The organism is Pleomorphomonas koreensis DSM 23070, assembly GCF_000425185.1.
Classification (GTDB): domain Bacteria; phylum Pseudomonadota; class Alphaproteobacteria; order Rhizobiales; family Pleomorphomonadaceae; genus Pleomorphomonas; species Pleomorphomonas koreensis.
On sequence record NZ_AULH01000011.1, the window covers coordinates 133506 to 157159 of the forward strand.

The window sequence follows — 23654 nt, forward strand, 5'->3', positions numbered from 1 at the left end:
GCGGCAGGAAAATGACCTCGTCGGCCCCGCTCTTCTTTTTCGTCACGTAAAGTCTCCAGTCGCCGGCCCCTGCCGGCGCGCATTCGTACATCTTTGTTCGATGGGTTCTACGTGGACGCGAAAGGCGGCCGCGTCAAGAAAACTCTCGGAAAGAAGACGTCGAGACCGGAGCATGCACGTCAGTGTGACCGAAGGCGTCAGGAGCGGGCGAAGAACACGTCGCCGGCCGAGATCGTCTCGAGGCCGCCGTCATGGCGCAGCAGGAGGCGGCCGTCCTCGTCGAGGCCGGTGAAGACGCCGGAAACCTCGCGGGCCGGCAGGCGGACGGTGATCGCCTCGCCGATGCCGCGGGCGCGGGCCAGCCAGGCGTCGCGCAAGCCGGAGAAGTCGCGCGTCCGCCATTCGGCGAGGCGGCGGGCCATCGCGGCGGCCAGCAGCGCGAACAGCGCCTCGGGATCGGTGGGATAGCCGGCCTCCCCGAGATCGGTGGCGCGATAGAGCGTGTCGGCCGGGTGATGGGCGCAGTTGATACCGATGCCGGCCACCACCACCCTGCCCCCGGCCTGGCTCGCCGCCTCGATCAGGATGCCGCAAAGCTTGGCACCGCCGTAGAGGACGTCGTTCGGCCACTTGATGGCGAGATCGCCGCGCGTGAACGGCGGCAGCGCCGCCGCCACGGCGTCGTGTACGGCGAGCGCCACGACCAGCGGCAGCTCGCCGAGCCGCGCCTCCTCGATGGGATCGCGCAGCAGCAGCGAGGCATAGAGGTTGCCCGGTTCCGACGTCCAGAGGCGGCCGCGCCGGCCGCGACCGGCCGTCTGGCGGCGGGCGACCACCCAGAGGCCGGAGGCGGCGCCCTGCCCGGCCCGCGCGAAAGCCTCGGCATTGGTGGAGCCGACCGCGTCGAGATGGACGGCCGCGTATCCCTCAGGGCAGACGAGCCCCGCACCCTCGCTCATCGGCGCCTCAGAACAGCGTCTTGGCGGCGGCCAGCGCCGCGTCGCCCAGCGGCCCCAGCACCAGCGCGAAGGCGGCGACGAACAGGCCGGTGACGCCGAGCACCGCCTTCATCTCGCCGCCCATCGGCTCGAAGGCGGCGGCCGGCTCGTCGAGGAACATGATCTTGACGATGCGCAGATAGTAGTAGGCGCCGACCACCGAGGACAGGATGCCGATCACCGCCAGCCAGTAGAGGCCGGCATTGATCGCCGCCGCGAAGACGAAGTACTTGCCGAAGAAGCCGGCGAACGGCGGGATGCCGGCCAGCGAGAACAGGATGATGCCGAGCAGGTAGGCGACGGCGGGATTGGTGCGGGAGAGGCCGGCGAGGCTGTCGATGTCCTCGGTCATCACGCCGTCGCGCCGCATCGACAGGATCACCGCGAAGGCGCCGGCCGTCATGGCGAGATAGGTGACGAGGTAGATCAGGATGCCGTAGACGCCCGCCTCCGAGCCGGCGGCGAGGCCGACCAGCGCGAAGCCCATGTGGCCGATCGACGAATAGGCCATCAGTCGCTTGATGTTGCGCTGGCCGATGGCGGCAAAGGCGCCGAGCACCATCGAGGCCAGCGACATGAAGGCGACGATCTGTTGCCATTCGACGTGGGCCGGCCCCAGGGCCTCCAGCACGACGCGGACGAACATCGCCATGGCGGCGATCTTCGGGGCGGCGGCGAAGAAGGCGGTGACCGGCGTCGGCGCGCCCTCGTAGACGTCGGGCGTCCACATATGGAAGGGCACGGCCGACACCTTGAAGGCGATGCCGGCGGCGACGAAGACAATGCCGAAGGTGAGACCCAGCGACGAGCCGCCGGCTGTGGCGGCGGCGGCGATGCCGGCAAAGCCGGTGTGGCCGGTGAAGCCGTAGAGCAGCGAGGCGCCGTAAAGCAGCATGCCCGATGACAGCGCGCCCAGCACGAAATACTTGAGGCCGGCCTCGGTCGAGCGGCCGTCGTCGCGGTGGAAGGCGGCGACGACGTAGAGCGCCAGCGATTGCAATTCGAGGCCGAGGTAGACACCGATCAGGTCATTGGCCGAGATCATCAGCATCATGCCGATGGTGGCGATGACGATCAGCACCGGCAGCTCGAAATTGAAGAACTTCTCGGCGACGGCGAAGCGTTGCGTCATCACCACGGCCAGCGCCGAGCCGATCAGCACCAGTACCTTGACGAAGCGGGCGAAGCCGTCGACCACGAAAGCGCCGTCGAAGGTGGTACCCTCGCGGCCGAGCATCACCGCCACGGCAGCGACGACGAGCAGCAACGCGGACAGGCCGGAGACGAGGCCGGCCCGCCGCTCGCCGCCGTAGGCGCCGAGCATCAGCAGCACCAGGGCGCCGGCAGCCAGCAGGATTTCCGGTCCGGCGAGGGCGAAGTCGGGAAGTGCGGTCATCATCTGTGCCCTCAGCGGATCAGCGGCAACGAACCGGCCGACGCGGTCGCGTTGGCGGCATCGATCGCCGCATGGACGGAACGGAGAAGCGCCTCGACCGACGCGGCCGTGGCGTCGAGCACCGGCAGCGGATAGACGCCGAACAGGATCACCAGCACGACGAGCGGCGCCAGGATGGCCACCTCACGCGGGGAGAGATCCATCATCGCCTTGAGGTTCGCCTTGGTCAGCGCGCCCCAGACGACGCGGCGGAACAGCCAGAGGGCGTAGGCCGCCGACAGGATGACGCCGAGCGCCGCGAAGGCGGCCACCCAGGTGTTGACCTGGAAGGCGGCCGACAGCGTCAGGAACTCGCCGATGAAGCCCGACGTGCCGGGCAGGCCGACGTTGGCCATGGTCATCACCATGAACACCGTGGCATAGGCCGGCATGCGGTTGACGAGGCCGCCGTAGGCAGCGATCTCGCGGGTGTGCAGGCGGTCGTAGACGACGCCGACGCAGAGGAACAGCGCGCCCGACACGAGGCCGTGGCTGAACATCTGGAACACCGCGCCCTGCAACCCTTGCGTGTTCAGCGTGAAGATGCCCATCGTCACATAGCCCATGTGGGCGACCGACGAATAGGCGATCAGCTTCTTCATGTCCTCCTGCACCAGCGCCACCAGCGAGGTGTAGACGATGGCGACGACGGACAGCGTGAAGATGAAGGGCGCGAGGTCATAGGAGGCCAGCGGGAACATCGGCAGCGAGAAGCGCAGGAAGCCGTAGCCGCCCATCTTCAGCAGGATGGCGGCGAGCAGCACCGAGCCGGCGGTCGGCGCCTCGACGTGGGCGTCCGGCAGCCAGGTATGCACCGGCCACATCGGCATCTTCACCGCGAAGGAGGCGAAGAAGGCGAACCACAGCCACCACTGCATCGAGGCCGGGAACGGATGGTTGACCAGCTCGGTGATGTCGGTGGTGCCGCTCTCCCAGTACATCGCCATCACCGCCAGCATCATCAGCACCGAGCCGGCCAGCGTGTAGAGGAAGAACTTGTAGGAGGCGTAGACGCGGCGCTGGCCGCCCCAGATGCCGATGATCAGGAACATCGGGATCAGGCCGCCCTCGAAGAACACGTAGAACAGCACCAGATCGGTGGCGCAGAACACGCCGACCATCAGCGTTTCCAGCACCAGGAAGGCGATCATGTATTCCTTGACGCGGACCTGCACCGACTCCCAGCTGGCCAGGATGCAGAAGGGCATCAGGAAGGTGGTGAGCAGCACGAACAGGATGGAGATGCCGTCGACGCCCATGCGGTAGGCGAAGAAGCTGCCCGACCAGCCCGCCGTCTCGGTGAGCTGGAAGCCGGGGTTCTTCGGGTCGAAGCCGGTCCAGATGCCGATCGACACCAGGAAGGTGGCGATGGTGGTGTAGAGCGCCACCCGGCGGATGTTGAGGATCGCGGCCTCGTCCTGCGCCCGGATCATCAGGATGAACAGGGCGCCTGCCAGCGGCAGAAACGTGGTCAGCGTCAGAAGCGGCATTCCGCTCATGCTCAGTGTCCCCCGGCGAACATGGCCCAGGTGATGAGGGCGGCAACGCCGATCACCATGGCAAAGGCATAATGGTAGACATAACCGGTCTGGAGCCGCACGACGCGGGCGGTGACGTCCTGCACGCGGGCGGCGATGCCGTTGGGGCCGAGACCGTCGATGATGGCGCCGTCGCCGGTCTTCCAGAACAGCCGGCCGATGGCGAAGGCCGGCCGCACGAAGATGAAGTCGTAAAGCTCGTCGAAGTACCACTTGTTGAGCAGGAACCTGTAGAGCCACGGCAGCGCGGCGGCGAGCTTCCTCGGCAGCGCCGGGCTCAGGATGTAGAACCAGTAGGCCACGGCAAGGCCGACCAGCATGGCGATGAACGGCGACGCCTTCACCAGGAACGACACCTCGTGCATGGCATGCAGGATGTGGTTGTCGGGGCCGTAGAACAGCGCGCCCTTCCAGAACTCGGCCTGCGCTTCGCCGACGTAGGCGCCGTAGAACACCATGCCGGCCAGGACGGCGCCGAGCGACAGCACGCCGAGCGGGATCAGCACCACCGGCGGGCTTTCCTCGGCGTGATCCCAGACGTCCTTCGGGGCGCGGCTCCTGCCGAAGAAGGTCAGGAAGATCAGGCGCCAGGAGTAGAAGCTGGTGAAGCCGGCGGCGATCACCAGCAGCACGGCGGCGAGCCCCGACACCGGATTGTGGCCGGCGAAGGCGCTCTCGATGATGGCATCCTTGGAGAGGAAGCCGGCGAAGCCGATCTCGGTGCCGGGGATGCCGACGCCGGTGATCGCCAGCGTGCCGAGCAGCATCGCCCAGAAGGTCAGCGGGATCTTGTTGCGAAGGCCGCCCATCGCCCGCATGTCCTGCTCGTGATGGCTGGCCATGATCACCGAGCCGGCGCCGAGGAACAGCAGCGCCTTGAAGAAGGCGTGGGTGAACAGGTGGAACACGCCGGCGCCATAGGCACCGACGCCGAGCGCCACGAACATGTAGCCGAGCTGCGAGCAGGTGGAATAGGCGATCACCCGCTTGATGTCGTTCTGGACCAGACCGACGGTGGCGGCGAAGAAGGCGGTGACCGCGCCGACCAGCGTCACGACGGTGAGCGCCGTCGGGCTGAGGTCGAAGAGAGGCGACAGCCGCGCCACCATGAACACGCCGGCCGTCACCATGGTGGCGGCGTGGATCAGCGCCGAGACCGGCGTCGGGCCTTCCATGGCGTCAGGCAGCCAGGTGTGCAGCAGGAACTGCGCGCTCTTTCCACACGCGCCCATGAACAGCAAGAGGCAGATGACCGTGATGGCGTCCCAGTCGCCCCAGAGGAAGTGCAGCGTCTTGCCTTGGACGGTGGCCGTGTTGGCGAAGATGTCGCTGAGGCTGATGGTGCCGAACATCACGAAGATGCCGAAGATGCCCAGCATGAAGCCGAAATCGCCGACGCGGTTGACGACGAACGCCTTGATGGCGGCCGCCGAGGCCGACGGCTTCTTGTACCAGAAGCCGATGAGGAGATAGGAGGCAAGGCCCACCCCTTCCCAGCCGAAGAACATCTGGACGAGGTTGTCGGCGGTCACCAGCATCAGCATGGCGAAGGTGAAGAGGCTGAGATAGGCGAAGAAGCGCGGCCGGTCGGGGTCGTCGGCCATGTAGCCGATCGAATAGAGGTGGACCAGCGACGACACCGTGTTGACCACCACCAGCATGACGACGGTCAGCGTGTCGACACGGAAGGCCCAGTCGACCTGCATGGCGCCGGAGGTGAACCAGGTCAGCACCCGGATCGACTGCGTCTCGTGCTCGCCGAAGCCGACCGAGATGAAGGCCACCCAGGACAGGATCGCCGACACGAACAACAGGCCGGTCGTCACCAGTTCGGCGACGCGCGAGCCCGGTGCCGCCGGTTCCACCGCGTGATGGTGGTCGTCGTGGCCGTGGTCGTCGTGATCGCCATGGGAGGCGGCGGCATGATCGTCGTGGGCCGCCTGACCATGGGCGTCGTGGCCGCCCTCGGGCGCCGGCACGGTGGCCGCCGCGCCCCAGAGCGCGATGGCGCCGGCGACCAGGAAGCCGATGAGCGGAAGGAAGACGATGAGGGAATACATCTCAGCCCTTCATCACGTTGATGTCTTCCACCGCGATGGAGCCGCGGTTGCGGAAGAAGGCGACCAGGATGGCAAGGCCGATGGCGGCCTCGGCGGCGGCGACCGTCAGCACGAACAGGGCGAACACCTGTCCGACGAGATCGCCGAGGAAGTGCGAGAAGGCGACGAGGTTGAGGTTGACCGCGAGAAGGATCAGCTCGACGCTCATCAGGATGACGATGACGTTCTTCCGGTTGAGGAAGATGCCGAGCACGCCGAGCGTGAACAGGATCGCCGCCACCGACAGGTAGTGCGCAAGACCGAGCGTCATGGGATCAACCTTCCTTGTCCGGCGGGATAGCGGTGCGAAATGGCGGTCACAGTCCCCTCCCCGGCTCGACGTGCTTGACCTCGATGGCGGTGGCGCGGGTGCGCGCCACCTGGGCGGAGATGTTCTGGCGGCGGACGGACGCGCGGTGACGTAGCGTCAGCGTGATGGCGCCGATCATGGCGACCAGCAGCACCAGGCCGGCCACCTGGAAGAAGTAGATGTAGCGCGTGTAGAGGAGCTGGCCGAGCGCCGCCGTGTTGGACACCACGGCGGGATCGGGGATCGGCGCCGAGGCCGTCGCCGTCGCCTCGGGCGCGAACACCCAGGCGCCGGCCACCATCAGGAGTTCGGCGAGGAAGATCAGGCCGATCAGGACGCCGATCGGCAGGTACTGCATGAAGCCCTGGCGCAGCTCGACGAAATCGACGTCGAGCATCATCACCACGAACAGGAACAGCACGGCGACGGCGCCGACGTAGACGACGATCAGCAGCAGCGCCAGGAACTCGGCGCCGGCCAGCATGAACAGCCCGGCCGCGTTGACGAAGGCGAGGATCAGGAACAGCACCGAATGCACGGGGTTGCGCGAGGAGATCACCATCACCGCCGAAGCGATGGTGACCGCCGCAAACAGATAGAAGAACAAGGCCTGTATCATCTCGCTTGGTCCCCGATGCGCCTGCCGGCGCGTCCAATCCCGTCAGTTTCCGGCCGCTCAGCGGTAGGGCGCGTCCGCCGCCATGTTGCGGGCGATCTCCCGCTCCCAGCGGTCGCCGTTCTCCAGCAGCCGCTCCTTGGAGAAGTACAGCTCCTCGCGCGTCTCGGTGGCGAACTCGAAGTTCGGCCCCTCGACGATGGCGTCCACCGGGCAGGCTTCCTGGCAGAAGCCGCAGTAGATGCACTTCACCATGTCGATGTCGTAGCGCGTGGTGCGGCGGGTGCCGTCGTTGCCGCGTGGGCCCGCCTCGATGGTGATCGCCTGCGCCGGGCAGATCGCCTCGCAGAGCTTGCAGGCGATGCAGCGCTCCTCGCCGCTCGGATAGCGGCGCAGCGCGTGCTCGCCGCGGAAGCGCGGGCTGACCGCCCCTTTCTCGAAGGGGTAGTTGATGGTCGGTTTCGCCCTGAAGAAGTAGCGCATGGCGAGGACGAACCCCGTCACGAACTCCCAGAGCAGAAACGACTTTGCCACCTGACTGAGTTTCATCGTACCCGCTTCCTTCGTTCCCGTCCGGAGGACGCCCGATGGCGCCGCCCGTCCGAAATCATGCTCCGTCGCCCCATCAGCCCGGCGCCGGCAGCCCCGTTCCAGCCACCGTCACGCCCAGCCACCAGCCGAGGATGGCGAAGGCGACGGCATTGGCGACGAACAGCACCTTCATCAGAAGGTCCGCCCGCCGCGGGTCCAGCAATCCCGGCCGGCGCTCCAGCGCCCGCCGGATCAACGAGGCGATCAGGCCGTAGTCGATGAGACCGACCCCGATGCCGACCGCCGCTCCGATCACTCCCGCCAGCGACAGCTCCATCGCATCCCCCGTCAGGCCGCCCAGCCGGTGAACTGCAGCACGCCGGCCACCAGCACGACATAGACGAGCGACAGCGGCAGGAACACCTTCCAGCCGAGGCGCATCAATTGATCGTAGCGGTAGCGCGGCACCATCGCCTTGGCCATGGCGAAGAAGAAGAACATCAGCACGGCCTTGGCCAGGAACCAGACGATGCCCGGCACCCAGGTGAAGGGCGCGACGTCGACCGGCGGCAGCCAGCCGCCCAGGAACATCAGCGCCATCATGGCGCACATGGTGCAGATGGCGATGTATTCGCCGAGCATGAACATCATGTAGGGCGTCGAGCCGTATTCGACCATGAAGCCGGCCACCAGCTCGGATTCGGCTTCCGCCAGGTCGAACGGCGGCCGGTTGGTTTCCGCCAGAGCCGAGACGAAGAACACCACGAACATCGGCAGCAGCGGCAGCCAGTACCAGTTGAGGAAGGTCAGCCACGGCAGGCCGATCATGCCGGCGAGGCCGGTCTCCTGCGAGCGGACGATGGCCGACAGGTTCAGCGAGCCGGCGCACAGGAGCACGGTGATGATGACGAGGCCGATCGACACCTCATAGGACACCATCTGCGCCGCCGCGCGCAGCGCCGAGAGATAGGGATACTTCGAGTTCGACGCCCAGCCGGCCATGATCGTGCCGTAGACGCCGAGCGACGAGATGGCCAGGATGAACAGGACGCCGAGGTTGATGTCGGCGATCACCCAGCCGTCGTTGACCGGCACCACCACCCAGGACAGCATGGCGAGCGTCGCCGTCACCAGCGGCGCCAGCAGGAACAGGCCCTTGGCCGAACCCGAGGGAATCACCGGCTCCTTCAGCACGAACTTCAGCAGATCGGCGAAGGACTGGAACAGCCCGAACGGGCCGACCACGTTGGGGCCGCGGCGGATCTGCACCGCCGCCCAGATCTTGCGGTCGGCGAGCAGGATGAAGGCGACGATGACCAAGAGCAGCACCAGCAGCAGGATGCTCTGAGCGGCGATCACCACAACGGGCCAGACGATATCGGACCAGAAGCTCATGGGGCGTCTCTCATTCCGCTGCGATGCTGCGCCCGGAGCGGGCAAGCGCCGAGCACTCGGCCATCACCTTGGAGGCGCGGGCGATCGGATTGGTGAGGTAGAAGTCGGCGACCACCGGCAGGAAGGGCTCGGGCCGCACGATGCCGCCGAGCGCCGCAAGGCCGGCCACCGCCGACGGGTCGGCCGCCGGGATCGTGTCGATCGCCGCGAACGCCGGATGCGCGGCATAGAGTTTCGCCCGGAGCTGGGCGAGGCTGTCGAACGGCAGCCGGCGGCCGAGCACCTCCGACAGCGCCCTCAGGATCGCCCAATCCTCGCGGGCCTCGCCCGGCGGGAAGGCGGCGCGATTGCCCATCTGCACCCGGCCCTCGGTGTTGACGAAGGTGCCGGATTTCTCGGTGTAGGCGGCGCCCGGCAGGATGACGTCGGCGCGGTGGGCACCGGTGTCGCCGTGGCTGCCGATGTAGACGACGAAGGTGTCCGGCCCGAGATGCTGGGCGCCGAACTCGTCGGCGCCGAGCAGGAACAGCACGTCGAGTTCGCCCTTCTCGGAGGCGTCGATCATGCCGGCGACGTCGCGGCCGCCCTCGCCCGGCACGAGGCCGAGGTCGAGCGCGCCGACGCGCGAGGCGGCGGTGTGCAGCACCGAGAAGCCGTTCCAGCCGTCGGTGACGGCGCCGACCTCGGTGGCGACCTTGGCGGCGAGCGACAGCAGCGCCAGGCCGTCGCGGCGGACCAGCGCGCCCTGCCCGACGATGATCAGCGGCTTCTGAGCCGCCTTCAGCGCGTCGAGCGCGGCGGCGTCGAGCTGCTGGAGCGCCGCCGGGTCGTTGCCGAGGTGGACGTGCGGATAGGTGAGATCGACCGGCGCGCCGATGGTGAAAATCGGCAGCTTGCCGCCGGCCGCCCGCCAGCGCTTGCGGATGCGGGCGTTCATCACCGACGCCTCGTGGCGCGGATCGGCGCCGATCATCAGGATGGCGTCCGCCTCCTCGATGCCGGCGATGCTGGCGTTGAAGACGTAGGAGGCGCGGCCGAACTTCGGATGCAGCGCGGTGCCGTCCTGCCGGCCGTCGACCGAGGCGACGCCGAGCGCCGCCATCAGCTCGCGCAGCGCGAACATCTCCTCCACCGAGGCGAGGTCGCCGGCGATGGCGCCGATGCGGTCGGGCGCCGTCGACGAGACGCGGGTGGCGATCGCCGTGAAGGCGTCCTGCCAGGACGCGGCCCGGAAGCGGCCGTCGACCTTGACGTAGGGCCGGTCAAGGCGCTGCGTGCGGAGGCCGTCCCAGATGAAGCGGGTCTTGTCGGAAATCCACTCCTCGTTGACCGCCTCGTTGAGGCGCGGCAGCACGCGCATCACCTCGCGGCCGCGCGCGTCGACGCGGACGGCCGAACCGACGGCATCCATCACGTCGATGGATTCGGTCTTGGTCAGCTCCCACGGCCGGGCCTGGAAGGCATAGGGCTTGGAGGTCAGCGCACCGACCGGGCAGAGGTCGATGACGTTGCCCTGCAACTCCGACGACAGCGCCTTTTCGAGATAGCTGGTGATCTCGGCGTCCTCGCCGCGCGAGATCAGGCCCATCTCGGCGATGCCGGCCACTTCCGTGGTGAAACGGACGCAGCGCGTGCAATGGATGCAGCGGTTCATCGACGTCTTGATCAGCGGCCCGAGATACTTGTCCTCGACGGCGCGCTTGTTCTCGAAGAAGCGCGAGCCGGAGACGCCGTAGGCCATCGCCTGGTCCTGGAGATCGCACTCGCCGCCCTGGTCGCAGATCGGGCAGTCGAGCGGATGGTTGATCAGCAGGAACTCCATCACGCCCTCGCGGGCCTTCTTGACCATCGGCGAGTTGGTCAGCACCACCGGCGGCTCGCCGTTGGGGCCGGGCCTGAGGTCGCGCACGTTCATGCCGCAGGAAGCGGTCGGCTTCGGCGGGCCGCCCTTCACCTCAACGAGGCACATGCGACAGTTGCCGGCGACCGACAGGCGTTCGTGGAAACAGAAGCGCGGGATCTCGGCGCCGGCCGCTTCGCAGGCCTGCAAGAGCGTCAGCTCCGGAGCCACATCGACCTCGATCCCGTCGACGATCAGTTTTGCCATGTCGACCCAACCCTTGCTGGAGCGGCGCCATTCCTGCGGCGGCCGCCCGTCAATCCCGTTCAAACCCGGCCGCTCACTCCGCGGCGATGCCCTGCGCCGCCACGTAGTCGTCGATCCGCGCCTCGATCACCGGCCGGAAGTTGCGGATCAGCGCCTGCACCGGCCAGGCGGCGGCGTCGCCGAGGGCGCAGATGGTGTGCCCCTCGATCTGCTTGCTCACCTGGAACAGCATGTCGATTTCCTCGCGGCGGGCGTTGCCCTGGCGCATCCGCTCCATCACCCGCCACATCCAGCCGGTGCCTTCGCGGCAGGGCGTGCACTGGCCGCAGCTCTCGTGCCGGAAGAAGTAGGAGATGCGGGCGATCGCCGCGATCACGTCGGTGGACTTGTCCATGACGATCAGGCCGCCGGTGCCGAAGCTCGACCCGATGCCGCGCATGCCGTCGAAGTCCATCTGCGCGTCCATGATCTGGTCGGCGCGGACGATCGGGCAGGAGGCGCCGCCCGGAATCACCGCCAGGAGATTGTCCCAGCCGCCGCGCACGCCGCCGGCGTGCTTCTCGATCAGCTCCTTGAAGGGGATGCCCATCTCCTCCTCGACCACGCAGGGCGTGTTGACGTGGCCGGAGATCATGAACAGCTTGGTGCCGGTGTTGTTCGGCCGGCCGAAGGCCGAGAACCAGGCGGCGCCGCGCCGCATGATGGTCGGCGTGACGGCGATCGACTCGACGTTGTTCACCGTGGTCGGGCAGCCGTAGAGGCCGACGTTGGCCGGGAACGGCGGCTTCATGCGCGGCTGGCCCTTTTTGCCTTCCAGGCTTTCGAGGAGAGCCGTCTCCTCGCCGCAGATATAGGCGCCGGCGCCGTGGTGGACGTAGACGTCCATGTCCCAGCCCGAGCCGCAGGCGTTGGGGCCAAGCAGGCCGGCGTCGTAGGCCTGATCGACGGCGGCCTGCAAATGCTCGCGCTCGCGGACGAACTCGCCGCGCACGTAGATATAGGCCGCATGCGCGCCCATGGCGAAGCCGGCGACGAGGCAGCCCTCGATCAGCGTGTGCGGATCGTGGCGCAGGATCTCGCGGTCCTTGCAGGTGCCGGGCTCGGACTCGTCGGCGTTGACGACGAGATAGTGCGGCCGGCCGTCCGACTGCTTAGGCATGAACGACCACTTGAGGCCGGTCGGGAAGCCTGCGCCGCCGCGGCCGCGCAGGCCGGACGCCTGGATTTCCTTGATGATGAAGTCGCGGCCCTTGGCGAGGATGTCCTTGGTGCCGTCCCACTGGCCGCGCTTCAGCGCGCCCTGAAGACCCCAGTCTTGGCGACCGTAGATGTTGGTGAAGATGCGGTCCTTGTCCTGCAGCATGACTGAGGTTCCCAGGTCTTCAGTTCAATCTCAGACGGGCTTGTCGCCGCCCTTGTCGGACGGCCGCCAGCCGGTCGACAGCTTGGCGCACTGGTCGATCCACTTGTCGCGGAGAGCGCGGCCACGGAAGCTGCCGAGATGCTGGTCGACCCATCTGAGGTTCATTTCGTTCCAGCCGGCGATCTGGTCGAAGTGGTAGACGCCGAGCTTGTGCAGAAGCTCTTCGAGCTTCGAGCCGACGCCCCAGATCAGCTTGAGGTCGTCGGGCCTGCCGTCGCGCGCCGCTTCGAGCAGCGTCGGCTTGTACTGGTCCGGCACCTTCTCGGCGTCGGCCTGCCCCTGCGCCTCTACCACCTTGGGGATCGGCTTTTCGGCCGCCGGCTTGGCGTCGGCGGCCGGCGCGGCAGCTGGGGCCGGCGCGGCAGCTGGGGCCGGAGCGGCGGCGGGTGCCGGCGTCAGCTCCTCGCGGTCGAAGGCGCGATACTTGCCGATCACCGAGCCATCATAGAGGGCGAGGTCGGTGAGCGCCGTATCGCCGCCCTCGGGCGCCGAGAAGAAGCGGCCGTTCTGCGGGCCGGGCGGCGGCGGATTGCCGGCGGCGAGGCCGTCGATCAGCGCGTTGAAGGTCTCGGCGGTCAGGTCCTCGTAGGTGTCCTTGCCGACGGTGACCATCGGCGCGTTGACGCAGGCGCCGGCGCACTCGACCTCCTCCCAGGAGAAGGCGCCGTCCTCGGACAGCTCGAAGGGATGGGCGGCGAGGCGGTTCTTGCAGATGGCGATGATGTCGCCGGCGCCGCGCAGCCGGCAGGGCGTGGTGCCGCAGACCTGGATATGCGCCTTGCGGCCGACCGGGGAAAGCTGGAACTGCGTGTAGAAGGTGGCGACCTCCAGCACGCGGATCTCGGGCATGTCCAGGAGCCTGGCCACCGCCTCGATGCAGGGCTGGGTGATCCAGCCTTCCTGATCCTGGGCGACCATCAGCACCGGGATCACCGCCGAGGCCTGACGGCCCTCGGGATAGCGGGCGATCACCTTCCGCACATAGGCGGCGTTGTCCTCGGTGAAGGCGAAGCTTTCCGGCTGTTCGGGATGAAGACGACGGACGGACATCAGCGATCCACCTCACCAAACACGATGTCGATCGAGCCGAGCACCGCCGACACGTCGGCCAGGAGGTGGCCGCGACAGAGGAAATCCATGGCCTGGAGATGGGCGAAGCCGGGGGCGCGGATCTTGACGCGATAGGGCTTGTTGGTGCCGTCCGACACCAGGTAGACGCCGAACTCGCCCTTCGGCGCCTCGACGGCGGCGTAGACCTCGCCCTCCGGCACGCGGAAGCCCTCGGTGTAGAGCTTGAAGTGATGGATCAGCGCTTCCATCGAGCGCTTCATCTCGGCCCGGCGCGGCGGCGCGTACTTGCCCTGCAAGGTCATCACCGGCCCCTTCTCGACCTTCAGGAGGTCGATGCACTGGCGCATGATCCGGATCGACTGCCGCATCTCCTCCATGCGGATGTGATAGCGGTCGTAGCAGTCGCCGTTCTTGCCGACGGGGATGTCGAAGTCGAGTTCGCCGTAGATCTCGTAGGGCTGCGACTTCCGGAGGTCCCAGGCGGCGCCGGAGCCGCGCACCATCACGCCGGAGAAGCCCCACTTCCAGGCGTCTTCCAGGCTGACGATGCCAATGTCGACGTTGCGCTGCTTGAAGATGCGGTTCTCGGAGAGAAGCGCATCGAGGTCGGCGACGGTCTTCAGGAAGGGATCACACCACGCCTCGATGTCGGCGACGAGCTGGTCCGGCAGGTCCTGGTGGACGCCGCCCGGACGGAAATAGGCGGCGTGCATCCGCGAGCCGGAGGCGCGCTCGTAGAAGATCATCAGCTTCTCGCGCTCCTCGAAGCCCCAGAGCGGCGGCGTCAGGGCGCCGACGTCCATCGCCTGGGTCGTCACGTTGAGCATGTGCGACAGGATGCGGCCGATCTCCGAATAGAGCACGCGGATGATCTGCGCCCGGCGTGGCACGACGATGCCGGCCAGCCGCTCGACGGCCAGGCAATAGGCGTGCTCCTGGTTCATCGGCGCGACATAGTCGAGGCGGTCGAAATACGGCAGGCCCTGCAAGTAGGTGCGGGCCTCGATCAGCTTCTCGGTGCCGCGGTGCAGCAGGCCGATGTGCGGATCGACGCGCTCGACCACCTCGCCGTCCAGCTCCAGCACCAGGCGTAGCACGCCGTGCGCCGACGGATGCTCCGGGCCGAAGTTGATGTTGAAGTTTCTGACCTGGGCTTCAGCCATCGATCACGCGCCTCAGCTCGTCTTGGCCTTCTCGTCGCCCGGCAGCACGTAGGTCGTGCCTTCCCAGGGCGACAGGAAGTCGAAATTGCGGAATTCCTGATTGAGCCGGACCGGCTCGTAGACGACGCGCTTCTGGGCGTCGTCGTAACGCACCTCGACGTAGCCGGTCATCGGGAAGTCCTTGCGGAGCGGGTGGCCGTCGAAGCCGTAGTCGGTCAAGAGGCGACGCAGCTCCGGATGGCCGGTGAACAGGATGCCGAGCATGTCGTAGGCCTCGCGCTCGAACCACTGCGCGCCGGGGAAGACGCCGGAGATCGACGGCACCGGCGTATCCTCGTCGGTGGTCACCTTGAGGCGCAGCCGGGCGTTCCGGCTCGGCGACAGCAGGTGGTAGACGACGTCGAAGCGCTCGGCCCGCTCGGGATAGTCGACGCCGCAGACGTCGACGATATTGATGAAAGCGAGTTCCGGCGCGTCGCGCAGCCGCTTCATCACCTCGACGATGGCGTCGCGCGGCACGACGGCCGTCACCTCGCCATAGGCGACCGCGACTTCCAGCGCGTCGGGGCCGAGGACGGCGGCGACGGCGGCGGCCAGGGCGTCGATCGGCGTGACGACCGGCTCAGCGGCCGGTTCGGCGGTCGGTTGGTTCGGGGCTTCGCTCATGTCTCACCCAGCCTCGTTCACTCAGCGCTCGATGGTGCCGGTGCGCCGGATCTTCTTCTGGAGAAGCAGCACGCCATAGAGCAGCGCCTCGGCGGTCGGCGGACAGCCGGGCACGTAGATGTCGACCGGCACCACGCGGTCGCAGCCGCGCACCACCGCGTAGGAATAGTGGTAGTAGCCGCCGCCGTTGGCGCAGGAGCCCATGGAGATGACGTAGCGCGGCTCCGGCATCTGGTCGTAGACCTTGCGCAAGGCCGGCGCCATCTTGTTGGTCAGCGTGCCGGCGACGATCATCACGTCCGACTGGCGCGGCGAGGCGCGCGGGGCGAAGCCGAAACGCTCCATGTCGTAGCGCGGCATCGACGCCTGCATCATCTCGACGGCGCAGCAGGCGAGGCCGAACTGCATCCACATCAGCGAGCCGGTGCGCGCCCAGTGGATCAGCTCCTCGGCGGAGGTGAGCAGCCAGCCCTTGTCGGCCAGCTCGTCGTTGACGCCGGTGAAGAAGCCGTCATCCGCTCCCACCGGCTTGCCGGTGCGCGGATCGACGATGCCCTTGGGAGCGGGCGACACCAGCGTCTCTCTCGGGCTCAATCCCATTCCAGCGCCCCCTTCTTCCATTCGTAGGCGAAACCGATGGTCAGCACGGCGAGGAACACCATCATCGACCAGAAGCCGAATAGCCCGACGTGCTTGAAGGCGACCGCCCAGGGAAACAGGAAGGCGACTTCCAGATCGAAGATCACGAACAGGATCGACACCAGATAGAAACGCACGTCGAACTTCATGCGGGCGTCGTCGAAGGCGTTGAAGCCGCACTCATAAGCCGACAATTTCTCCGGATCGGGATTCTTGAAGGCGATGAGGAACGGCGAGACCAGAAGCGCCAGACCGATGACCAGCGCCACGCCGAGGAAAATGATCACCGGCAGGTAGTCCCGAAGGAGTTCGTCCATTGTGACCTCGTTCATTCGGACGCAACCCATTTGCGCATCGCGACAATTTGTCGTGGAGTCGCGCCGGGCCGACGAATTGCTTGTGGCACGGTTAGCGGATAGACCTTCCTTTCGCAAGGGCGTCGAAGGTCCCTTTCTAAGGTTTATTACGCTCAGGGGTTACCCAGAGAACGACCGTAAATCCTGATTTGGAAACGCATGTTTTCTCGAGATGTTCCCCCGCCCTGCTCCCTTTGGCCGGGATGGCGCCGAAAGACGTGGAAAAACAAATGCAAGCAGCCGACAAGCCCATCACCCTCGACCGCATCCGCGCCGCCCGCGAAGCGATCTCCGGTCAGGTGATGCACACTCCATTCCTGCCGGCGCCGCGTCTCAGCCGGCTGACCGGAGCGGAGGTGCTGGTCAAATACGAGAACCTTCAGGTGACCTCGGCCTTCAAGGAGCGCGGCGCGCTGAACCGCCTGCTCACGCTGTCCGGCGACGAGCGGCGGCGCGGCGTCATCGCCATGTCGGCCGGCAACCATGCCCAGGCCGTCGCCTACCACGCGGTGCGACTCGGCATCGCGCCGACCATCGTCATGCCGGTGACCACGCCGCACGTGAAGGTATCGGCGACGGCCGGCTACGGCGCCCGCGTCGTGCTGGAAGGCGAGACGGTGGCCGAGGCGCAGCTTGCCGCCGAGCGCATCGGCGCCGGGGAAAACCTCGTCTTCATCCACCCCTATGACGACGAGGACGTCATCGCCGGCCAGGGCACGCTGGCCATCGAAATGCTGGAAGAGCAGCCCGATCTCGACGTCATCGCCGTGCCGGTGGGCGGCGGCGGCCTGATCGCCGGCATGGCGACGGCCGCCAAGGCGCTGAAGCCGTCAATCCGTATCGTCGGCGTCGAGACGCGCATGTATCCGTCGATGTGGGCGGCGGTGAAGGGCATCGACGCCATGGCTGGCGGCGCAACGCTGGCCGAGGGCATCGCCGTCAAGCTGGCGGGCAGGAAGACGCTGCCGGTGGTGCGCGACCTCGTCGACACCATCGTCCTCGTCGACGAGAGCCACCTCGAACGGGCGGTCAACGCCTACCTGACGCTGCAGAAGACCATGGCAGAGGGCGCCGGCGCCGCCGGCCTCGCGGCGATGTTCGCCGAGCCCGACCTGTTCCGCGGCCGGAAGGTCGGGCTGGTGCTGTCGGGCGGCAACATCGACCCGCGCATCCTCGCCTCGATCATGATGCGCGAACTGGCCCGCGAGGAGAAGATCGTCGCCATTCGCCTCGCCATTCCCGACCGGCCGGGCACGCTCGGCGCCATCACCACGCTGATCGGCGACGCCGGCGGCAACATCCTGGAGGTGTCGCACCGGCGCACGGTGCTGGAGATCCCGGCCAAGGGCGCCTCGCTCGACATCACGCTCGAGGCGCGCGACGGCCACCATGCCGAGGAGATCATCGCGGCGCTGCGCGCCAAGGGCTACGGCGTCGAGCGGAAATCGGCGGAATAGCCCGGCCGGCGCGGCCATCGGCGCATTGAAGTCGGCGGCGGCGCGCCTATATGCGGCTCATCGTTCCGAGGGAGAACACCATGTCCAACCGGACCTACGACGCCGCCGACTACATCATCGACGATGGCCGCCTCGCGCCCGGCGCCGTTGCCGGCATCCGCACCCGGCGCATCATCGCCTTCCTGATCGACGCGGTGATCATCGCGATCCTGACCTTCGCGGTCGGCGTGCTGGTGTTCTTCCTCGGCATCATCACGCTCGGTCTCGGCTGGATGCTCTATCCGATCCTTTGGCCGGGCGTGGCGCTGGTCTACAGCGCCTTCTCGCTGGGCGGGCCGCATTCGGCCACCATCGGCATGCGCAGCCAGGGCATCGAAGGCCGTTTCATGGACGGCAGCCGCCTCAACCCCGGCATCGCCGCCATCCACGCCGTGCTGTTCTATTTCTCGGTATCGGTGCTGACGCCGCTGGTGCTGCTGGTGTCGCTGTTCACGAAGGACAAGCGGCTGCTGCACGACATCGTGCTCGGCATCGTCTTCGTCAACCGGTATTGATTTGTCCCGGCCTCGGACGCCGGTGGCCGCGGGTTCGCCCTTCCGTTGATCTTGGTATCTCGCCAGAGACGGCGAAAGATGCCAAGATCGGCGGAACAGACCGACACACGGCCCCATGACGCAGCATCCGACCGACGCACCGCAATTCTTCCTGACCGCGCCGTCCACCTGCCCCTACCTGCCGGGCAAGACGGAGCGGAAGGTGTTCACCCACATGGTGGGCGAGCGCGCCTCGGCGATGAACTCCATTCTCAGCCACGGCGGCTTCCGGCGCAGCCAGAACATCGCCTACCGCCCGGCCTGCGAGGACTGCCGCGCCTGCCTATCGGTGCGGGTGCGCGTCGACGACTTCCGGCCCGACAAGAGCCAGCGCCGCAACTATGCCCGCAACGGCTACCTGGTGGGCGCCGAGCTGCCGCCGGCCGCCACCGGCGAGCAGTATTCGCTGTTCCGCTCCTATCTCGACGCCCGTCACGCCGACGGCGGCATGGTCGACATGACGGTGGGCGATTATGCCGCCATGGTCGAGGAGACGCATGTCGACACTATGCTGGTGGAATACCGGCGGCGCGGCATCAACACCTTCCTGTCCGGCATGGGCGACGGCCCGCTGATCGGCGCGGCGCTGACCGACGTGCTGATCGACGGCCTCTCCATGGTCTATTCCTACTACGAGCCCGACATGCAGCGCGACGGGCTCGGCACCTTCATGATTCTCGACCATATCGAGCGGACGCGGCGGCGCGGCCTGCCCTATCTCTATCTCGGCTACTGGGTGCACGGTTCGCGCAAGATGGATTACAAGCGCCGCTACAAGCCGCTCGAATACCTGACGTCCAGCGGCTGGACGATCCTGCCCGACGAGCCATACACGGAAAATGGTATTGCTTGACGACGCGCGCGTCGTCGGCTGATGGTGCCGGCCGCAACGTCCGCGGAGGCGTCTTTTCATGACGGCCAGTATTCTCGACGCCATCGGCAATACGCCGCTGATCCGTCTCAAGCGCGCCTCCGAAGCCACCGGCTGCGACATCCTCGGCAAGGCCGAGTTCATGAATCCGGGCCAGTCAGTGAAGGATCGGGCCGCCCTCTACATCATCCGCGATGCCATGAAATCCGGCCGGCTGGCGCCCGGCGGCACCGTCGTCGAGGGCACGGCCGGCAACACCGGCATCGGCCTGACGATGGTCGGCACCGCCCTCGGCCTCAAGACGGTGATCGTCATCCCGGAGACGCAGTCGCAGGAGAAGAAGGACTATCTGCGCATGGTGGGCGCCGAGCTGGTGGAGGTGCCGGCCGTGCCCTATCGCAACCCCAACAACTACGTGAAGCTGTCGGGCCGCCTCGCCGAGCAACTGGCGCACAGCGGGCCGAACGGCGCCGTCTGGGCCAACCAGTTCGACAATGTCGCCAACCGGCAGGCCCATATCGAGACGACGGCCCGCGAGATCCACGCGCAGACGGGCGGCAGGGTCGACGGCTTCATCTGCGCCGTCGGTTCGGGCGGCACGCTGGCTGGCGTCGGCATCGGCCTCAAGGCGCTGAAGCGGGACGTCCGGATCGGCCTCGCCGATCCCCATGGCGCCGCGCTCCACAGCTACTATACGACGGGCGAGCTGAAAGCCGAGGGCTCGTCGATCACCGAGGGCATCGGCCAGGGCCGCATCACCGCCAACCTCGAAGGTGCGCCGGTCGACTTCGCCTGCCGCATCTCCGACGCCGAAGCGCTGGCCGTGCTGTTCGACCTCGTCGAGCACGAAGGTCTTTGTCTCGGCGGCTCCTCGGGCATCAATGTGGCCGGCGCCATGGCGCTGGCTCGCGAACTCGGACCGGGACACACGATCGTCACCGTGCTTTGCGACGGTGGCGCCCGCTATGCGTCGAAACTCTACAATCCGGCGTTCCTGAGAGCCAAGGGACTGCCGGTGCCGACGTGGATGGATGCGCCGGCGAGATTGGAACCGCCCTTCGAGGCGGTCTGACGGAGGACAAGCGATGACCGAGGCCCTGTACCTCGACAACCCCTATCTGGAGCTTGCCGAAGCGACGGTCACCGCCGTCGGCACCGACGGCGGCCTCTGGGTCGACCGGTCGATCTTCTATCCGCAAGGCGGCGGTCAACCCGGCGACATCGGCTCCATCGAATGGGGGACGGGCTTCGTATCCAACATCAAGAACGCCGTCTACAGCCCTGACAGATCATCAATTATCCTCGTTCCGGAGGAAGGGCACGAGTTGCCGCAGCTCGGCCAGACCATCTTGCAGCGCGTCGACTGGCCGCGCCGCCACGCGCTGATGCGCATGCACACGGCCATGCATCTCCTCTCCGTGGTGCTGCCCTATCCGGTCACCGGCGGCCAGGTGGGCGTCGAGGAGGGCCGGCTCGACTTCGACCTGTCCGATGGCGAGACGGTGGAGAAGGTGTCGGCCACCGAGGCGCTCAACGCGCTGATCCGCGCCGATCACGCCGTCACCACCGAGTGGATCACCGACGAGGAGCTGGCCGCCAATCCGGCGCTGGTCAAGACGATGAAGGTGAAGCCGCCGACCGGCGCCGGCCGGGTGCGGCTGGTCCGCATCGGCCCCGACATCGACCTTCAGCCCTGCGGCGGTACGCACGTGCGATCGACGGGCGAAATCGGCGAGGTCCACATCACCAAGATCGAGAACAAGGGCCGCATCAACCGTCGCGTCCGCCTGCGTTTCGGCCCGCCGGCCGAGGCGGCCTGACGCTCTCACCCGGAGGACTTCCGATGGCCGTGCATCCCGACCGCCATTTCGTCACCGCCGACTGGCTGTCCCGCCATATCGGCGATCCCGACGTCGCCGTCGTCGACGGCTCCTGGCACATGCCGGCGACCGGCCGCAGCGGCCGGGCCGAGTATCTGGCCGGCCACATCCCCGGCGCCGTGTTCTTCGACCTCGACGCCATCGCCGACACGACGTCGCCGCTGCCGCACATGCTGCCGACGCCGGACGCCTTCGCGGCGGCGGTGGGGGCGCTCGGCATCCGCGACGGAGCGACCATCGTCGTCTACGACAGCGTCGGCCTGTTCTCGGCGCCGCGCGTCTGGTGGAGCTTCCGCATCATGGGCGCGCACGACGTGGTGTTGCTCGACGGCGGCCTGCCGGCCTGGATCGCCGCCGGCCTGCCGCTGGAAGCGGGCGAGCCGGCACCGGCGCCGGCCACCTTCGCGGCCCGTTTCGACCCGACGCCGGTTCGCAATTTCGACGAGGTGAAGGCGGCGCTCGGCGGACCGGCCCAGATCGTCGACGCCCGCTCGCCCGGCCGCTTCTCCGGCCGCGAGCCGGAGCCGCGCGCCGGCCTGCGCTCGGGCCACATGCCCGGCGCCATCAACCTGCCCTACGGCGAGCTGATCGACGACGGCCGGCTGAAGTCGGCGGCCGATCTCAGGGCGTTGTTCGCGGCCCGCGATATCGATCCGCTGAGACCGGTGATCGCCAGTTGCGGCTCGGGCGTGTCGGCGGCGGTGATCGCGCTCGCCCTCGACGTGATCGGGGCGAGCGATGTGGCCATTTACGACGGCTCGTGGACCGAATGGGGCGGCCGCTCCGATTCGTCGGTGGAGGGCTCGTCAGTCGGCGGGGGCTGACGGTCGATGCCCTTGGCGAGGTTGCGGATCAGGCCGTCGGCGGCGTCGGCCGACTGGGCGGTGACGAGGCCGAAGGAGATGACGAACTTGGCGGCGTCCTCGACCGTCATGTCGAGGACGACGACGTCCTCCCGCCGGATGAACACCAGATAGCCGCCGGTCGGGTTGGGCGTGGTCGGCACGTAGACGGTGAGCATGTCGTCGCCGCCCGCCAGCCGCTCGGCCACCTCGCCGCGCGTCGCGCCGGCGACGAAGCCGATCGTCCACAGGCCGGTGTGCGGAAAGCGCACCAGCGCCGCCTGCTTGAAGGAGTTGCCCTTGTCGGCCAGCACCGACGAGAAGATCTGCTTCAGCCCCTTGTAGAGGTTGCGCACCAGCGGCATGCGGTCGAAGATGTTCTCGGAGAAGGAAAAGATCGAGGCGCCGACGATGTTGGCGGTCAGAAAGCCGATCAGCGTGATCACCAGGACGGCGACCACCAGGCCGTAGCCGGGAACGCGGAATGGCAGATAGGTGTCCGGATTGTAGGCTTCCGGCAGGTAGGGCTTCACCCAGCTGTCGATCCACGACACCATCGACCAGGTGATGTAGATGGTGATGCCGGCCGGGCCGGCCACCAGAAGGCCGGTCAGGAAGTAGTTCCGCAATCTCGTCACGCCCGCCGGTCCTTCCGATTCATCGCCCGACCACCCCTCCATATTGCCCGCCTGTGGCGAACAAGTGAAGTTTTCCGTTGGGAGCGGTGCGCTTTCCCGCCAGGATGCGTCGCTGGGCGCGAAACACCCGTGGGTAAGCACGGCGACCGCCACCACGGAAGCTCATTGTCCTTGAGGGAATCAACTTCGTAACCTCTTATGGAACAGACTGGCCGAAATGCGGCCTTTCGGCGTTGGGGTGTTCTCGTGAACGGCGAGCGTGACGACAGATACGGCGGCGGGAGCGGTTCGTCCGGTTCCGGCGCCTTTGCGCTGTCGATGTGGTTCGCCATGGCGGGCCTGGCGCTGCTGTTCGCCATCGTCGCCCTCGTCTACGGCAACCCGACCCGCGACGCTGCCGCGGCGTTCGGCCGGCCGGCGATCGAGACCGGCTCCTCCGCTGCTGCCACCGGCGGCCGCAGCGACATGGTCGGCGCGCCGGCACGCGACGGCGATGTCGCCGCCGAACTGGCGAAGGTTCGCATCGAGAACGCCGCGCTGCGGCAGGCCACCGAGCGGCTGGGTGGCCAGATCGAGTCCCTGTCGGAACGGCTCGATCGCATCGAAAGCCGCTTCTCTGAGATGACCGGCAGCATCGGCTCGCCGTCGGCGGCAACGCCCGGCGCCGCCGCCGGCCGGCCGACGGCCTCGCTCGACTTCGACGGACTGATGCCGACCAACGCCGCGCCGGACAGCGGCGCCGCCTATACCCAGTTCGGCATGGAGCTTGGCACCTACGGCGACCTCACCACGCTGAAAAGGGCGTGGTCGGACCTCGTCCGGCAGCATCCGGCACTGTTCGAAGGGCTGGACGGCCTTGCCACCATCCGCGACCGTGGCGGCCGCACCGATCTGCTGCTGATCGCCGGGCCGTTCCGCAACGCCGCCGACGCGGCAGCGCAATGCGGCAAGGCCGAGGCGGCCGGCATCAGGTGCCTGCCGGCCTTCTATCTCGGCCAGCAGCTGTCGATGCACTGATTTGGCGGA

General features: G+C 67.5%; 24 protein-coding genes. 7 read left to right on the forward strand and 17 right to left on the reverse strand.

Features of this window, described 5'->3' with window-relative positions; all coding sequences use genetic code 11:
- Positions 1–197: 197 nt before the first annotated feature.
- From H512_RS0110715 to H512_RS0110790, 16 genes are all read right to left on the reverse strand, one after another.
- Positions 198–959 (reverse strand): biotin--[acetyl-CoA-carboxylase] ligase, encoded by a 762-nt coding sequence (locus tag H512_RS0110715; RefSeq protein ID WP_026783448.1) that lies wholly within the window; start codon positions 957–959, stop codon positions 198–200.
- Between the two features lie 7 nt (positions 960–966).
- Complete coding sequence (nuoN, locus tag H512_RS0110720) at positions 967–2394, reverse strand: NADH-quinone oxidoreductase subunit NuoN (protein WP_156899460.1); 1428 nt, start codon at positions 2392–2394, stop codon at positions 967–969.
- 11 nt (positions 2395–2405) lie between these two features.
- Positions 2406–3932: an NADH-quinone oxidoreductase subunit M gene (locus H512_RS0110725; protein WP_026783450.1), complete on the reverse strand. Its 1527-nt coding sequence runs from the start codon at positions 3930–3932 to the stop codon at positions 2406–2408.
- Between the two features lie 2 nt (positions 3933–3934).
- Positions 3935–6031 (reverse strand): NADH-quinone oxidoreductase subunit L, encoded by a 2097-nt coding sequence (gene nuoL / locus H512_RS0110730; RefSeq protein WP_026783451.1) that lies wholly within the window; start codon positions 6029–6031, stop codon positions 3935–3937.
- Between the two features lies 1 nt (position 6032).
- Complete coding sequence (gene nuoK / locus H512_RS0110735) at positions 6033–6341, reverse strand: NADH-quinone oxidoreductase subunit NuoK (protein ID WP_026783452.1); 309 nt, start codon at positions 6339–6341, stop codon at positions 6033–6035.
- A gap of 46 nt (positions 6342–6387) precedes the next feature.
- A complete protein-coding gene (locus tag H512_RS0110740) occupies positions 6388–6999 on the reverse strand; it encodes an NADH-quinone oxidoreductase subunit J (RefSeq protein WP_026783453.1) in 612 nt (203 codons plus the stop codon).
- A gap of 57 nt (positions 7000–7056) precedes the next feature.
- A complete protein-coding gene (nuoI, locus tag H512_RS0110745) occupies positions 7057–7545 on the reverse strand; it encodes an NADH-quinone oxidoreductase subunit NuoI (RefSeq protein ID WP_026783454.1) in 489 nt (162 codons plus the stop codon).
- 76 nt (positions 7546–7621) lie between these two features.
- Entirely contained in the window at positions 7622–7864 is a 243-nt protein-coding gene (locus H512_RS0110750) for a hypothetical protein (protein ID WP_026783455.1), read from the reverse strand.
- Between the two features lie 11 nt (positions 7865–7875).
- The gene (nuoH, locus tag H512_RS0110755) at positions 7876–8922 is read right to left on the reverse strand and encodes an NADH-quinone oxidoreductase subunit NuoH (RefSeq protein ID WP_026783456.1); all 1047 of its coding nucleotides are present in this window, start codon (positions 8920–8922) and stop codon (positions 7876–7878) included.
- 10 nt (positions 8923–8932) lie between these two features.
- Positions 8933–11029: an NADH-quinone oxidoreductase subunit NuoG gene (gene nuoG / locus H512_RS0110760; protein WP_026783457.1), complete on the reverse strand. Its 2097-nt coding sequence runs from the start codon at positions 11027–11029 to the stop codon at positions 8933–8935.
- A 73-nt stretch (positions 11030–11102) separates the two neighbouring features.
- Positions 11103–12392 carry an NADH-quinone oxidoreductase subunit NuoF gene (nuoF, locus tag H512_RS0110765; protein WP_026783458.1) on the reverse strand — a complete coding sequence of 430 codons (1290 nt, stop codon included), beginning with the start codon at positions 12390–12392 and terminating at the stop codon, positions 11103–11105.
- A 30-nt stretch (positions 12393–12422) separates the two neighbouring features.
- Positions 12423–13502, reverse strand: coding sequence for an NADH-quinone oxidoreductase subunit NuoE (nuoE, locus tag H512_RS0110770; RefSeq protein WP_026783459.1), 1080 nt, complete (start codon positions 13500–13502; stop codon positions 12423–12425).
- Positions 13502–14686, reverse strand: a complete 1185-nt coding sequence (locus tag H512_RS0110775; protein ID WP_026783460.1) for an NADH-quinone oxidoreductase subunit D — start codon at positions 14684–14686, stop codon at positions 13502–13504. The genes nuoE and H512_RS0110775 overlap by 1 nt, the downstream gene beginning before the upstream one ends.
- A 12-nt stretch (positions 14687–14698) precedes the next feature.
- Positions 14699–15352, reverse strand: a complete 654-nt coding sequence (locus H512_RS0110780) for an NADH-quinone oxidoreductase subunit C (RefSeq protein WP_084798415.1) — start codon at positions 15350–15352, stop codon at positions 14699–14701.
- 21 nt (positions 15353–15373) lie between these two features.
- A complete protein-coding gene (locus H512_RS0110785) occupies positions 15374–15973 on the reverse strand; it encodes a NuoB/complex I 20 kDa subunit family protein (protein WP_156899453.1) in 600 nt (199 codons plus the stop codon).
- Entirely contained in the window at positions 15943–16308 is a 366-nt protein-coding gene (locus H512_RS0110790; protein ID WP_026783463.1) for an NADH-quinone oxidoreductase subunit A, read from the reverse strand. The genes H512_RS0110785 and H512_RS0110790 overlap by 31 nt, the downstream gene beginning before the upstream one ends.
- A 269-nt stretch (positions 16309–16577) precedes the next feature.
- Between H512_RS0110790 and H512_RS0110795 the strand changes: the two genes are divergently transcribed.
- The 6 genes from H512_RS0110795 to sseA all read left to right on the forward strand — a co-directional run bounded on the left by H512_RS0110795 (position 16578) and on the right by sseA (position 21972).
- Complete coding sequence (locus H512_RS0110795; protein WP_026783464.1) at positions 16578–17804, forward strand: threonine ammonia-lyase; 1227 nt, start codon at positions 16578–16580, stop codon at positions 17802–17804.
- Positions 17805–17884: 80 nt separating this feature from the next.
- Positions 17885–18358 (forward strand): RDD family protein, encoded by a 474-nt coding sequence (locus H512_RS0110800; RefSeq protein ID WP_026783465.1) that lies wholly within the window; start codon positions 17885–17887, stop codon positions 18356–18358.
- A 115-nt stretch (positions 18359–18473) separates the two neighbouring features.
- Positions 18474–19250: an arginyltransferase gene (locus H512_RS0110805; RefSeq protein WP_026783466.1), complete on the forward strand. Its 777-nt coding sequence runs from the start codon at positions 18474–18476 to the stop codon at positions 19248–19250.
- A 58-nt stretch (positions 19251–19308) separates the two neighbouring features.
- Positions 19309–20340 carry a cysteine synthase A gene (locus H512_RS0110810; protein WP_026783467.1) on the forward strand — a complete coding sequence of 344 codons (1032 nt, stop codon included), beginning with the start codon at positions 19309–19311 and terminating at the stop codon, positions 20338–20340.
- A 13-nt stretch (positions 20341–20353) separates the two neighbouring features.
- A complete protein-coding gene (locus H512_RS0110815; protein WP_026783468.1) occupies positions 20354–21088 on the forward strand; it encodes an alanyl-tRNA editing protein in 735 nt (244 codons plus the stop codon).
- Between the two features lie 23 nt (positions 21089–21111).
- Positions 21112–21972: a 3-mercaptopyruvate sulfurtransferase gene (gene sseA / locus H512_RS0110820; RefSeq protein WP_026783469.1), complete on the forward strand. Its 861-nt coding sequence runs from the start codon at positions 21112–21114 to the stop codon at positions 21970–21972.
- Here the strand turns inward: sseA and H512_RS23540 are convergent.
- Positions 21897–22628, reverse strand: coding sequence for a DUF502 domain-containing protein (locus H512_RS23540; RefSeq protein ID WP_169507148.1), 732 nt, complete (start codon positions 22626–22628; stop codon positions 21897–21899). The genes sseA and H512_RS23540 overlap by 76 nt on opposite strands.
- A 246-nt stretch (positions 22629–22874) precedes the next feature.
- Here H512_RS23540 and H512_RS0110830 point away from each other — a divergent pair, with 246 nt between their 5' ends.
- Positions 22875–23645, forward strand: a complete 771-nt coding sequence (locus tag H512_RS0110830; RefSeq protein ID WP_026783470.1) for a hypothetical protein — start codon at positions 22875–22877, stop codon at positions 23643–23645.
- Positions 23646–23654 lie beyond the last annotated feature (9 nt).